The organism is Methylovorus mays (assembly GCF_020531915.1).
In the GTDB taxonomy this organism is placed as follows: domain Bacteria; phylum Pseudomonadota; class Gammaproteobacteria; order Burkholderiales; family Methylophilaceae; genus Methylovorus; species Methylovorus mays.
The window spans coordinates 113413-127293 of sequence record NZ_JAJAVG010000004.1 but is presented as its reverse complement, the minus strand read 5'-3'; the positions used below and the strand labels follow the sequence as shown (position 1 = coordinate 127293).

The window sequence follows — 13881 nt, the reverse complement described above, 5'->3', positions numbered from 1 at the left end:
GCGAACGAACATCATCATGCAAGTGACAAATGCACGTAGCGACGGGTATCTGGCAATCCCCAGTGTGATTCATAACCAACTCCGCTCAGATACAAGCCATCCGGGGAAAACGTGGGCGGTGCCAGACGACGATCCTTGCTTTGCAGAAGCTCATGAATAAAGACCGGCGGCTGGCTGCCTTTGCCCACATATACCAGAGCACCGACCATATTGCGTACCTGATGATGCAAAAACGCATTACCACTGAATTCAAACAGAATTGCCTGCCCCTCACGACGCACATCTGCCTGCTGCAATGTGCGTATCGGAGATTTGGCCTGACACTCGGCAGCCCGGAAGGCGCTGAAATCATGTTCGCCGGTTAAATGGATTGCGGCTTCCGCCATGGCAGCCACATCCAGAGACTGATGAAACCAGCCAACCTTACCAGCCAAGATGGCTGGCGCGACAGACTGATCAAACAAGAGATATTGATAATAGCGTTGTCTGGCAGAAAATCGCGCATGAAAATCGTCTGCTACTTGCTGCGCCCATAATACGCGTACGCTCGGGGGCAGTCCCGCATTAACACCACGCACCCAGGCATTGAGTGGTCGCTCGGTCATTGTTTCAAAATGCACCACTTGCGCCAAGGCATGAACGCCAGTATCCGTTCGTCCAGCAGCAATCACGCGCACGGGATGACAAGCCATACGGGCAAGCTCTCGCTCCAACGCATCCTGTACGCCACAACCACCAGGCTGGCTCTGCCAACCACAGAAATGGGCGCCGTCGTACTCTAGCCCAAGGGCAACTCTCATTTAAACCTCAACATTCCCAATACCCTTTGCCTGGTTTTCTCATCAGATGATGAAAAAAGCCGGATCAAATAATCCGGCTTTTTCCGACTGCGACATTTCAGAGACCAGCTAGGCACCAAGGCTATTCATAATGGCCTGCGCTCGCGCTCGCTGCTGAGGACCGCCCTCGCTAAGCACTTCATCAAGCAGTTCACGAGCCCCCTCGTTATCTCCCATGTCCATATAGGCTGTCACCAGATCCAGCTTGGTATCAACCTCAGCAGACTCCGCTGCAATGGCTTCAGGCAGGGGCTCTTCGGCATTCGTACCATTCAGATCAAGACTAATATCAGAGAAATCCACTTCAGCGGGAGCAATCGACTCGGAGGAACTGAGATTCAGATCAGGCAGGGCCTCATCCTCTGCAGCCCCCTCAAGACTATCCAGATTGAAATCCAGATCGACATCACTATTGGTCGGCGACTCAAAAACGATTTCCTCTACCGGGTCCTCATTAAACGCATCCGGCAACTCTCCGCCAGAGCCCGATACGTTTTTATCCTGACCGGCCAATGGTGCATCAAAATCCAGACTGATATCCGGGACGAATTCAGTTGGTTTGGCAAATGGAGCGTCATTTACAGAGCTATTAGGGGTTTCTGCTTCAGCAGAAACCGTATCATTCACATCTAATGTAAATTCCTTTTCACCCGCATCCTGCAGTTGCGATTCAGGCTCAAATTCAGTCGAGGATGAAAGATCAAGATCAGGAAAGGCATCCTTACCAGCATCGAATGCCGGCAAATTCGGATCAAGTGCGAATTGTGAAGCACTCTCATCATGATCCGATGTGAATCCATCATCTTCATCAGGCAGGCCAGGCAATGTATTACCAAAATCAGCTATGTCCATCTGTATGGTGCTGGCTGCTGGAGACTCTGGCAAATCAAGCTTGAAATCCAGATCATTGGCATCGGCAGACAGGCTGTCAGACGATATCGATTGTGGATTTACATCCTCATCCGCAGCATAGTTTTCAGGCACATCATCAATGATGGTAGGTGCCATGATTGATGCCGTAGCCAAAGTTGTGTCTGTTTCGCCCCTGTTATCCTCTTTCCCAACATTAAACCCGACGAAATCAAGAGTATTGCCATCATCCAGCGCGACAGAATCCGGTGCTGGCGGCGCGTCATCAAGACCAAAATCCAGATCCGATGCTGAATCCGCCACAGGCTCAGCCGAAGATAAACTCTCCTCACCCAGGTTGTCATCCAGTGAGAAATCCATGGCATTTTCGATATCAGCCTTATCCATTAAAGGCTCTTCATCCAGGCCAAGATCATCATCAAGATCCAAGCCACCCTCAGTCCCCTGGTAAATCGGATTCTGACCATCCAGCTTGCGACCCAGCTCTGCCACCTTGCGCCACTGGGGATCACTTGCCCCTATCGTGGCATATATTTCACCTGCCAATGTTTCAAATGCAGCGGTATCTTTGCGGGCTGCATACATCTCCAACAACTTATGATGCAGTTCATATCGCTTAGGGTCTTTCGCTATCGCATCCCGCAAAATTTCCTCAGCTTGCGCGTCACGTCCGTAAGCCATGTATACCTCGGCTTCGGCAATCGGATCGACATCATGCGTGTCGATCATCCCTCCACCCGTCTGCGAAAAATCAGTGAGGAATGAAGTATCCCCAGAATCAACCTTGCTACTTAAAGTGCTCCCAAACACCGTATTTGCTTTCAGGCCGCTCGATGTAAGGATCGCTTTCTCAAAGGTGTCCAGATTACGTTTGCGCTTGTTACGCAGATATAACCAACCACCCAGCAACAGAAGTAATGCAGCACCCACTCCACCCCACAGCATCAACCTTTCATTTTCAACACCATCAATCAGCTCGGCATCGGGTACAGGGGCTGGCGTTGTCGCAGGCTTGGGCTCGGTAATGGGGGAGGGTTTATCTTCTGGCTTAACAACGCCACCATCAGTTTTGTCGGACGGCGCAGACTGAACGGGAGGTTGCGACGAGGACGAAGTTGCGTTTTGATCAGCAGTCTTATCCTCCGCTTGCAACTGAGAAGCAGCATTATCCTTGAGTGCAGCCATCGCCTGATTTTTGATGGCGAGCAGCTTTTGCATATCCTGGACCTGCTTCTCCAAGGCTATCGTACGTTCATTGGCTTCCTGCAATGCCTTTTCTTTGGCAATAGCCTCCTCTTGCAGCGCATTGAGTTTTTCTTGTGCAGAACGAGAGGCCGCACTATCCGGTGCCTCGCCTTTAGACAGGCGAACAACATCTCGCGAACCGGGCTGTGATTGTGCTGCTTTATCCTGTGCTGCAGAAGTCAGCTTACCGCTAGCAGATTGGCTGCCTTCACCTTCACGGCCAGCCACGGAGGCAGAAACGGATTCTCCAAGACGCTTACGATAGGCATTCCAGTCAGCTGCCTGCAGTTGAATCTCTTGACGGGCCTCAGCCTTGCTAATGCCCTGTACCTCCTGAGGCGGCGGAATACGTAATATCTGCCCTACCTTCAGACGGTTCATATTGTTATCGGCAAATGCACCCTTGTTTGCGCGATATATTCCAACCAGCATCTGATCAAGGCTTACACCTTCAGCATCCGCGTCACGAGCGATAGCGCTTAAGGTATCACCACGGCTTGTAGTGTGAGTCTGGCTGGAACCCTCACTTTCAACCAGCTTCGGTTTATCACTAGCGGCTGCAGGCTTACGGTTATTACGTTTTGATGTGTTAGAGGTTGATGCATTGGAGCCATCCTGGCCAGACTGCACTGCTCCAGAAACTACTGGGGATGCAGTTGCCGGAGTTGGCTGAGATGCGGTAGTTGCGGGAGAAACTGCCTGTGGCAGATTGCTATTAGGATTAGGAGTAGTGTAGCCGGGGGGGTCAAGCAACATCGTATATTCGCGCACCAGCCGTCCAGTAGCCCACTCCACCTGGATAAGCATGTCCACAAAAGGATCGGTAATCGGTTGATTACTGCTCAACCTGAGTACGGCAGTACCGTTCGCTTTCCTACTAACATTAACTTGAATGGCATTCTGAATGGGGGTACGTTCTACACCTTGCACGGCATAGGCTGCTTCGGGTGCAATAGCAGCAGTAAGAGACTCGAGTTCGTCCGGGGTGGCCCCAAGCAGCTCAATTTCAGCACTTAACGGCTCTCCCAGACCAGATGCAACCGTCAACCTTCCCAGTCCAGCAGCATTAGCAGTCCATGGGATTATCGCCAGAAAAACCGCGAGCGAAATCCGTTTTAGTTTAGACTTATGCACTATTCCACCCTTATTGCAGTATTAGATTGTAAGCTAACATCAATCATTTAGAGTTGCAAGCTAACAGCTCACATCACATTTGGATGCTGTTTTTGACTGCCCAAAATTGTCCATCTCGCAGGAGATAACGCCCAACTTAAGCGCTAATGTTCCACCAAGATGCGCAGCATCCGACGTAACGGTTCAGCCGCCCCCCACAAGAGTTGGTCACCTACGGTAAATGCCGACAAATACTCATTGCCCATGCTCATCTTACGCAACCGGCCAACAGGGGTATTCAAAGTGCCGGTGATAGCAGCAGGTGTCAACTGACGTACCGTGATATCGCGCTCATTTGGCACCACTCTTGCCCAGGGATTGGCACCATCTAACAGACCGACGATATCATCCAATGGCACATCCTTTTTGAGCTTGATGGTCAATGCTTGTGAATGGCAGCGCATGGCACCGATACGCACACAGAGGCCATCGATGGGCACTGGGGTTGCCTCCCGTCCTAATATCTTGTTGGTTTCAGCCTGCCCCTTCCACTCTTCCTTGCTTTGACCATTGCCAAGATCCTTGTCGATCCAGGGAATCAGGCTGCCAGCAAGTGGCACGCCAAAATGGTCGGTAGGAAAACGCTCGTCGCGCAGAATACCAGCGACCTCGCGATCGATATCCAGGATTGCTGAAGCGGGATTATTCAGCAGGTCACTGGCCACACGATGTGCCTCGCCCATTTGCTTGAGCAATTCGCGCATATTCTGCGCGCCTGCGCCACTTGCTGCCTGATAGGTCATGGAAGTAGCCCATTCCACCAGGTTTTCGCGGAACAAGCCATTAAGCGCCATCAGCATCAGGGAAACTGTACAGTTACCACCAATCCAGTTCTTGCCACCGCTCATCAAGGCATTCTTAATCACATCAAGATTCACCGGATCGAGCACAATCACGGCATCCTGCTCCATGCGCAGGGTAGATGCCGCGTCTATCCAGTGACCACTCCAGCCGCCAGCACGCAGTTTCGGAAAAATCTCGGTTGTGTAGTCACCCCCCTGACAGGAAACGATTACATCCATGGCCTTTAACTCATCCACGGCACGGGCATCTTTCAACGGCGGTACATCCTTGCCAATGTCCGGGCCCTGGCCTCCAGTTTGGGAGGTGGTAAAAAACACGGGCTCGATATGGTCAAAGTCGCGTTCTTCACGCATACGCTGCATCAGCACGGAACCCACCATGCCACGCCAACCGACAAATCCTACTCTTAACATGTGCATTTCCTTTAGCGAAAAAACGGGCTTATTGACCGCCAATTTCCGCTTTTAATCTGTTTACAAGGCAGCAACCACGGCATCGCCCATGGCAGCACAGCCAACCTTACGACATCCATCCGTGTGGATATCCGCTGTACGGTAGCCTTCAGCCAGCGCTTTTTTAACGGCATTTTCGATGCGTGTGGCATTGGCTTCATCGTTGAAGCTATAGCGCAGCATCATCGCAGCCGACAAAATCGTGGCCAAAGGATTGGCAATATCTTTACCGGCAATATCAGGCGCAGAACCATGGCTTGGTTCATACATTCCTTTGTTATTCTGATCCAGCGAGGCGGATGGCAACATGCCGATGGAGCCGGTCAACATGGAGGCCTCATCAGAGAGAATGTCACCAAAAATATTCCCCGTGACCATCACATCAAACTGCTTGGGCGCACGGATCAACTGCATGGCAGCATTATCGACATACATATGGCTAAGCTCGACCTCAGGGTATTCCTTTGCCACCTCGATCATGACCTGACGCCACAACTCAGTCGTCTCGAGCACATTGGCCTTGTCCACCGAGCACACCTTCTTGTTGCGCTTCATGGCAATACCAAAGGCAACGTGGGCAATACGACGGATTTCGGATTCACTGTAGCGCATGGTATTGATGCCTTCACGCTCGCCGTTTTCCAGCGTGGAGATGCCACGTGGCTGACCAAAGTAAATATCACCCGTCAATTCACGCACGATCATGATATCCAGCCCGGCCACGACTTCAGGCTTCAATGTAGAAGCCGAGGCCAGCTCAGGATACAACAAGGCCGGACGCAGATTGGCAAACAGGTTCAACTCTTTGCGGATACGCAACAGGCCGCGCTCAGGACGCAGATGACGCTCCAGTTTGTCGTATTTCCAGTCACCTACAGCGCCAAGCAATACAGCATCTGAGGACTTTGCCAGCGCCAATGTAGCTTCTGGCAATGGATCACCAGCCGCTTCATAACCCGCGCCTCCGATGGGTGCCTCCTGCATCTCAATGCCAATATTCAAGGCATTCAATACCTTGACCGCTTGCGCCACAATTTCGGGACCGATGCCGTCACCCGGCAAAACTGCTATTTTCATATACCGCGATTTCCTGAAGATTCGTATTGAGAAGTTAATTAAACAGCCAGGGTTGCGCCGCTTTATGCTTGATTTCAAACGTCTTGATATCGTCAACATGCTGCAAGGTCAGGCCAATATCATCCAGACCATTGAGCAGGCAATGCTTGCGGAATGCATCCACCTCAAACGGATAGGATTTGCCATCCGGGGTATTCACCGTCTGCGTGACAAGATCCACCGTGAGTTTGTAACCTTCATCTGCCTCCACCGCCTGAAACAGACTATCCACCACATCCGCATTCAGAATGATGGGCAAGATGCCATTCTTGAAGCAGTTGTTGAAGAAAATATCCGCATAGCTAGGCGCAATAATCGCGCGGAATCCATAATCCAGTAAGGCCCAAGGGGCATGCTCCCGGCTGGAGCCACAACCGAAATTCTCGCGGGTCAGCAGGATACTCGCGCCTTGGTAGCGAGGCTGGTTCAGCACAAAGTCAGGGTTGATCTGACGCTTGCTGTTATCCATGCCTGGCTCGCCATGATCCAGGTAGCGCCACTCATCAAACGCATTGGGACCAAACCCTGAACGTTTGATGGATTTCAGAAATTGCTTGGGAATAATGGCATCGGTATCGACGTTCGCGCGATCCAACGGTGCCACAACTCCATTCAATTGGGTAAATGCCTGCATTACTTGCTCGTTTTCTGGATGGCTTCGCCAGCCTTTTCAATATCTTTCCCCATGCCTTCAACAGTATTACAGGCTGTGAGGCTCAACAGTGCCAACATGACCATGCATGTCATCCATTTCATCTCTGTTCCCCTATGCTCTCAATTACACTCAATGAAAACGCAGGCCAAGCCTGCTGACTCTTAGGCGCATGCATGGCATGCGACAGGCGTTGCTTTACAGCATCGTCCTGACATCAACAAAATGCCCTGCCACGGCAGCAGCGGCCGCCATTTCAGGGCTTACCAGATGCGTACGCCCACCCTGACCCTGCCGACCTTCAAAATTGCGGTTGGAGGTAGAGGCACAACGTTCGCCGGGTTCCAGACGATCCGCATTCATGGCGAGACACATGGAGCACCCTGGCTCGCGCCATTCAAAACCGGCATCCAGGAAAATACGGTCCAGGCCTTCCTGCTCAGCCTGTGCCTTCACCAGGCCAGAGCCCGGCACCACCATGGCAAGCTTCACATTGGAAGCCACACGTTTTCCCTTGGCGACCATGGCAGCAGCCCGCAAATCCTCAATACGGGAGTTGGTGCATGAGCCGATGAATACTTTGTCGATATTGATCGATTCAATAGGGGTATTCGCTTCCAGCCCCATGTATTGCAGGGCGCGCTCAATCCCGCCACGCTTGGTAGGATCAGACTCCTGCTCGGGATCGGGTACGCGACCATTGATGGCAGTGACCATCTCTGGTGAGGTGCCCCAGGTCACTTGCGGCTGAATATCTTCGGCCTTCAGTTCCACCAGCGCATCGAACTGCGCGCCAGCATCGCTATGCAAGGTTTTCCAATAAGCGACGGCGGCATCCCACTGCGCTTCGGTAGGCGCATAAGGGCGGCCCTTGAGGTAGTCGATGGTGATGTCATCCACCGCCACCATGCCCGCCCGGGCACCCGCCTCGATGGCCATATTGCACAAGGTCATGCGGCCTTCCATGCTGAGCGAGCGAATGGCGGAGCCAGCAAATTCAATGGCGTAGCCCGTACCGCCAGCGGTACCAATACGACCGATTACGGCCAGCGCCACGTCTTTGGCGGTTACACCTCGACCAAGCTCGCCTTCGACCAGAATTTGCATGGCCTTGGATTTTTTTTGCACCAGGCATTGCGTTGCCATGACGTGCTCGACTTCAGAAGTGCCGATACCATGGGCCAAGGCGCCGAATGCACCATGGGTGCTGGTATGCGAATCACCACAGACCACGGTCATGCCAGGCAAGGTAGCGCCCTGCTCAGGCCCGATGACGTGCACGATCCCCTGACGCTTGTCATTCATCTTGAATTCTGTCACGCCGAAATCGACACAGTTCTGGTCCAGTGTTTCCACCTGCAAACGTGAGATCGGATCGGCGATGCCATGCGAGCGATCGGTCGTCGGCACATTGTGGTCAGGCACCGCCAGCACGGAATTGATACGCCAGAGCTTGCGGCCAGCAATCTTCAAACCTTCAAAGGCTTGTGGGCTGGTTACTTCATGCACCAGATGACGGTCGATATACAGCAATGCGGTGCCGTTTTCCTCGTGCACCACATGAGAATCGAACAATTTATCGTAAAGCGTTTTTGCCATTTCTTATGCTTTCCATTTGCTAAACCGGGCAACTGCCGACGGTTGGCTATCTTAATTCCTGTATCCGCAAACGCGGCATTAATCCCTGAAGTTGCCGAACTGCAGAGGGAAATCGGTGACCGATTTTTTGACGAAGGCAATCGCATCCTGCAGTACGTCACGCTTGGCACCGGTAACGCGTACCGTATCGCCCTGGATGCTGGCCTGCACTTTCAGGCCGCTATCCTTCAGCAGCTTGACGATTTTCTTCGCCAGCTCGCTATCAATACCCGCCTTGATTTTCAGCACCTGCTTGACCTTGTTGCCCGACACTTTCTGCACATCCTGATGATCCAGACGCTTGGCGCTGTCGGCTTCTTTCTTCTCCATCGCGGGCAGCAAGATATCCTTGATCTGATCCAGCTGAAAATCGGAGTCGCCATGCAAGGTGATCAGATTGTCTTTTTCATTCAGCTCAACCGCTGCGCTGGTACCTTTGAAGTCATAGCGATTGGTGATCTGGCGGCCTGCCACGTCAATGGCATTTTTCAAGGCGACCATATCGACTTCAGAAGAAATATCAAATGTAGGCATGATGTGTGTTCCCGTTGTTTACTGTATTTCCGTCATATCCATAAAAACCAGATCCGTCACGCCCGGATCAACTCCAAACTGCATGAGCAATGTCGTGGCCTGACCGCGATGGTGAGTCTGATGATTGAAAAAGTGCGATACCGGAATCCAGGCGGGGCGGCTGAGCGTCTGCTGATAGATACCGCTATCCCAACGCAACTCTTCCTGCAGCCAGTTATTACTGACGCTTGTCGCCCAAGTCAGAATGGCATTATCCAGCACCAGCCGACGCTCACTCAATGCGGCAAAATCGCCCGGCTTGTCACTGTAGCGCTGGGCGCTCGCCTCAAACCTTGCCAGCCATATATCATCGGCCCACACCAGATGGACCAAGGTGCCATGCAAGGATTTGAAAAACGCCCCTTTATCCAGTTGCCGCTGCTCCTCAGTAAGACTGGCGGCAGCGGCATACAGTTTCCCATTCATCCAGCGGTTATAGCGCGCCATCAAGCGCACATAATCGCGGTCTATCATGGCTTACTCAAAATGGCAGACGTAATCCAGGGTTTCAATCGTTTCAATATCAAAGCTGGAATTGCCAGGTACGGTGAATTTCTCACCGGCTTGATAGGTATTCCAGGCTTCTTCGCCTTTCAGGCGCACCTTGCATACGCCCGCGTTAATTTCCATCAGCTCTGGTGAGCCGGTGTTGAATGTCAGCGTGCTGGGGAAAATCACGCCAACAGTACAACGCGTACCGTTTGGAAACATAACGGTATGACTGACACACTTGCCATCGAAATATACGTTGGCTTTCTTCTTGACGCTTACATTGTCGAACTGGGCCATGAGACTCTCCTGTTTACTTTTTCTTGTTGTGTAAATTGGCAGCAATACGCATGCGCAATGCATTTAGCTTGATGAAACCGCCAGCATCCTTCTGGTCATAAGCGCCCGCGTCATCTTCAAACGTGGCGATGGTGGAATCAAACAGTGAATCCGTCTTGCTGTCACGGCCGACCACAATCACGTTGCCCTTGTAGAGCTTGAGGCGTACCCAGCCATTCACATTCAGCTGGGTGTGATCAATCAGCGTCTGCACAGCAATACGCTCAGGGCTCCACCAATAGCCGTTGTAAATCAGGCTGGCGTAACGCGGCATCAGATCATCCTTCAAGTGCGCCACTTCGCGATCCAGCGTGATGGACTCGATGGCACGGTGCGCCTTGAGCATGATGGTGCCGCCGGGAGTTTCATAACAGCCGCGGGACTTCATACCAACGTAGCGGTTTTCCACCAGGTCGAGACGGCCAATGCCGTGCTTGCCACCAAGTCGATTGAGCTCGGCCAGGACCTCATGCGCCTTGAGACGTTTGCCATTCAGCGCCACAATATCGCCGCGCTCATACTCCACATCCAGATACTCGGCCACATCTGGGGCTTTCTCCGGGCTTACCGTCCAGCGCCACATGTCTTCCTCGGCTTCGGCAGCCGGGTTTTCCAGATGGCGACCTTCGTAGGAGATGTGCAGGAGATTGGCATCCATGGAGTATGGACTACCGCCCTGCTTGTGCTTCATTTCTACCGGGATACCATGCTGCTCGGCATAGGCCAGCAGCTTTTCACGGGATAGCAGATCCCACTCGCGCCATGGAGCGATCACTTTCACACCGGGCTTGAGCGCATATGCGCCCAACTCAAAACGTACCTGATCATTACCCTTACCAGTAGCGCCATGCGAAATGGCATCCGCACCGGTCTCATTGGCAATGTCGATAAGGCGCTTGGCAATCAGGGGACGCGCGATGGAGGTGCCGAGCAGATATTCACCTTCATATACGGTATTGGCGCGGAACATGGGAAATACGAAATCGCGCACAAACTCTTCACGCAGGTCATCAATATAGATTTCCTTGACACCGAATTTCTTGGCTTTTTCGCGTGCTGGTTCCAGCTCTTCGCCCTGGCCCAAGTCAGCGGTAAAGGTCACCACCTCACATTGGTAGGTATCCTGCAGCCATTTAAGAATGACGGAGGTGTCCAATCCGCCCGAGTAGGCCAACACTACTTTTTTCACATCGCTCATTACTTTTTCCTGTTATCTTTTAATTACTTGTATGCAAATCTAAACTAATCAGTGAACAGCTCAAACGCCACCAGAAAGCTGACAAACACCATCAGCGCCATCCCCAGCAAAAACAGCCTATCGGCATAGCGTTCGATACGCTGCAGATGATCTTTGTGTCGAATGGACCAGTAAGACAGCATTGTGCTCGCCATGAAAGCCAGACTGTCCACTGCCAGCAATTTGTCCGCCCAACTGGATATTGCCTTATCTGGTGCGATCTGGATGACCGAGATAACGGTGACGCACACCCCCACCATGGTGGAAGCAACTGGCAGGATATGGCTGGAAAGCTCGACAGGCTTGTTATCCATACCGCGTTACTGTCAGGCCACCTTGCCCAGCAGAAGATATTCCATCAGGGCCTTTTGCACATGCAGGCGATTCTCGGCCTCATCCCAAACCACCGAATGCGGGCCATCAATCACTTCGGCAGCCACCTCTTCACCACGATGTGCCGGCAAGCAATGCATGAACAAGGCATCTGATTTCGCCACACGCATCATGTCGGCATCCACCTGCCAGTCAGCGAAGTCGCGCATACGTTCTTCGTTTTCCGCCTCAAACCCCATGGATGTCCAGACATCGGTGGTGACCAGATCAGCCCCACGCGCAGCTTCCATCGGATCAGTAAACTCCTCGTAATGCTCGTGACCATACAGCCCTGCGCGCTCAGGCTCGACTTCGTAACCTGGTGGCGTAGAGACATGCACATTGAAATCCAGCACCTCAGCGGCTTGCAGCCAGGTATTGCAGACATTGTTGGAGTCACCTATCCACGCCACGGTCTTGCCCTGGATAGGTCCACGATGCTCAATAAAGGTAAAAATATCGGCCAGTATCTGGCATGGGTGATATTCGTTGGTCAGGCCATTGATCACCGGCACGCGCGAGTTAGCCGCAAAGCGCTCGATGATTTCCTGCTCAAAGGTACGGATCATCACAATATCGCTCATGCGCGAAATGACCTGCGCCGCATCTTCCACTGGCTCACCGCGTCCTAACTGGGAGTCACGGGTATTCAGGTAAATCGCTGAACCGCCAAGTTGTTGCATGCCAGCCTCAAACGACAGACGCGTACGGGTACTGGCTTTCTCGAAGATCATGACCAGGGTACGGTCAGTCAGCGGCCAGTATTGCTGATAAGCCTTGAACTGCTGCTTGATCCAGCGCGTACGTTCAAAGATATGATCCAACTCTTCCCGGTTCAAGTCCTTGAATTGTAAAAAGTGTTTGATAGCCATAAAGTTTACTTCTTTTATTTTATTGACCTAAAAAGGCCTTGATCAGACTAGAGAGCTGGCTGACCAGTTGCTGGGCTTCATCCTGATTGATGATCAGTGGCGGCAACAGGCGCACCACCTTGTCCGCCGTGACATTGATCAGCAGACGCTGCTCCAGAGCCTGCTTGACCAGTTCGCCACAAGGACGATCAAGCTCAATACCAATCATCAAACCCGCATTGCGTATGGTGCTTACCCCTTTCACGCCAGCAAACTCTGCGCGGAAAGCATCGCAAATCCAGTTACCTATTTCTTCAGCGTGGGCGCACAACCCATCTTGCTCAATGATGTTGAGCGTTGCCAAACCAGCCGCTGTAGCCAATGGATTACCACCAAAGGTAGAGCCGTGCTTGCCATACGTGAACACCTCGGCTGCAGCACCCCGCGCCACACATGCGCCAATCGGCACACCAGACCCCAAGCCCTTGGCCAGGGTCATGACATCCGGCTGAATATTGGTATGCTGGAATGCAAACCAGGTGCCAGTACGGCCGATGCCACTCTGCACTTCGTCCAGCATAAGCAGCCAGCCATACTCATCACACAGTGCCCGCAAGCCTTCAAGATACGCCTTGCCATCGCGCGGCACGTTAATGCCACCTTCACCCTGCACAGGCTCGACCAAAATCGCCACCACATTGGGGTTATGCTCCGCCACTTGGCGTACGGCATCGAGATCGTCAAACGGCACGCGCACAAACCCACTCACCAGCGGCTCAAAGCCTGCCTGGGTTTTGCGATTGCCGGTTGCAGACAAGGTCGCCAGCGTACGGCCATGAAACGCCTTATCCATGACGATGATTTCTGGGTTTTCAATGCCATTGTTATGGCCATGCAGACGCGCCAGCTTGATGGCGGCTTCGTTGGCCTCGCAACCAGAATTGCAAAAGAAAACACGATCCATACCGGAAATTTCGCAGACTTTATCCGCCAGGGCGGCCTGCTCGGCAATTTGATAAATATTGGAAACATGAATCAGCTTACCGGCCTGCTCGCTAATAGCAGCCACCAGTCGAGGGTGGGCATGCCCCAGCCCATTAACGGCAACACCTGCCAGACCATCCAGGTAACGGTTGCCTTGCGCATCGTATAACCAGACACCCTCACCTTTTACAAAGGTGACAGGTTGTCTGGCATAGGTATTCATCAAATGTTGAGACATCGTTTAACT

14 protein-coding genes are annotated in these 13881 nt (G+C 52.5%); all 14 read right to left on the bottom strand.

Translation table 11 applies throughout. The annotated features are described in order from the left end of the window. Positions 1-14: 14 nt before the first annotated feature. The 14 genes from truA to LG203_RS02805 all read right to left on the bottom strand — a co-directional run bounded on the left by truA (position 15) and on the right by LG203_RS02805 (position 13872). Positions 15-800: a tRNA pseudouridine(38-40) synthase TruA gene (gene truA / locus LG203_RS02870; RefSeq protein WP_230344415.1), complete on the bottom strand. Its 786-nt coding sequence runs from the start codon at positions 798-800 to the stop codon at positions 15-17. Positions 801-908: 108 nt separating this feature from the next. Then, entirely contained in the window at positions 909-4088 is a 3180-nt protein-coding gene (locus LG203_RS02865) for a FimV/HubP family polar landmark protein (protein WP_230344414.1), read from the bottom strand. A 143-nt stretch (positions 4089-4231) separates the two neighbouring features. Further along, positions 4232-5344, bottom strand: a complete 1113-nt coding sequence (asd, locus tag LG203_RS02860; RefSeq protein WP_230344413.1) for an aspartate-semialdehyde dehydrogenase — start codon at positions 5342-5344, stop codon at positions 4232-4234. 60 nt (positions 5345-5404) lie between these two features. Continuing rightward, entirely contained in the window at positions 5405-6460 is a 1056-nt protein-coding gene (gene leuB / locus LG203_RS02855) for a 3-isopropylmalate dehydrogenase (protein ID WP_230344412.1), read from the bottom strand. 34 nt (positions 6461-6494) lie between these two features. Beyond that, positions 6495-7133, bottom strand: coding sequence for a 3-isopropylmalate dehydratase small subunit (gene leuD / locus LG203_RS02850; RefSeq protein WP_230344411.1), 639 nt, complete (start codon positions 7131-7133; stop codon positions 6495-6497). Then, positions 7133-7255 carry an entericidin A/B family lipoprotein gene (locus LG203_RS02845; protein WP_013442395.1) on the bottom strand — a complete coding sequence of 41 codons (123 nt, stop codon included), beginning with the start codon at positions 7253-7255 and terminating at the stop codon, positions 7133-7135. Before LG203_RS02845 ends, leuD begins: the two co-directional genes overlap by 1 nt. A gap of 94 nt (positions 7256-7349) precedes the next feature. Next, complete coding sequence (gene leuC / locus LG203_RS02840) at positions 7350-8750, bottom strand: 3-isopropylmalate dehydratase large subunit (protein WP_230344410.1); 1401 nt, start codon at positions 8748-8750, stop codon at positions 7350-7352. A 78-nt stretch (positions 8751-8828) separates the two neighbouring features. Next, a complete protein-coding gene (locus tag LG203_RS02835; RefSeq protein ID WP_230344409.1) occupies positions 8829-9323 on the bottom strand; it encodes a YajQ family cyclic di-GMP-binding protein in 495 nt (164 codons plus the stop codon). Between the two features lie 18 nt (positions 9324-9341). After that, positions 9342-9836 carry a DinB family protein gene (locus LG203_RS02830; RefSeq protein ID WP_230344408.1) on the bottom strand — a complete coding sequence of 165 codons (495 nt, stop codon included), beginning with the start codon at positions 9834-9836 and terminating at the stop codon, positions 9342-9344. Between the two features lie 3 nt (positions 9837-9839). Continuing rightward, a complete protein-coding gene (gene ppnP / locus LG203_RS02825) occupies positions 9840-10151 on the bottom strand; it encodes a pyrimidine/purine nucleoside phosphorylase (RefSeq protein ID WP_013442399.1) in 312 nt (103 codons plus the stop codon). A 13-nt stretch (positions 10152-10164) separates the two neighbouring features. Further along, positions 10165-11388, bottom strand: coding sequence for an argininosuccinate synthase (locus LG203_RS02820; protein ID WP_230344407.1), 1224 nt, complete (start codon positions 11386-11388; stop codon positions 10165-10167). Positions 11389-11432: 44 nt separating this feature from the next. Continuing rightward, a complete protein-coding gene (locus LG203_RS02815; RefSeq protein ID WP_230344406.1) occupies positions 11433-11741 on the bottom strand; it encodes a hypothetical protein in 309 nt (102 codons plus the stop codon). 12 nt (positions 11742-11753) lie between these two features. Beyond that, a complete protein-coding gene (gene argF, locus LG203_RS02810) occupies positions 11754-12671 on the bottom strand; it encodes an ornithine carbamoyltransferase (protein ID WP_013442402.1) in 918 nt (305 codons plus the stop codon). Between the two features lie 19 nt (positions 12672-12690). Further along, on the bottom strand, positions 12691-13872 hold the full coding sequence (locus LG203_RS02805) for an aspartate aminotransferase family protein (protein ID WP_230344405.1): 1182 nt from the start codon (positions 13870-13872) through the stop codon (positions 12691-12693). Positions 13873-13881: the final 9 nt, after the last annotated feature.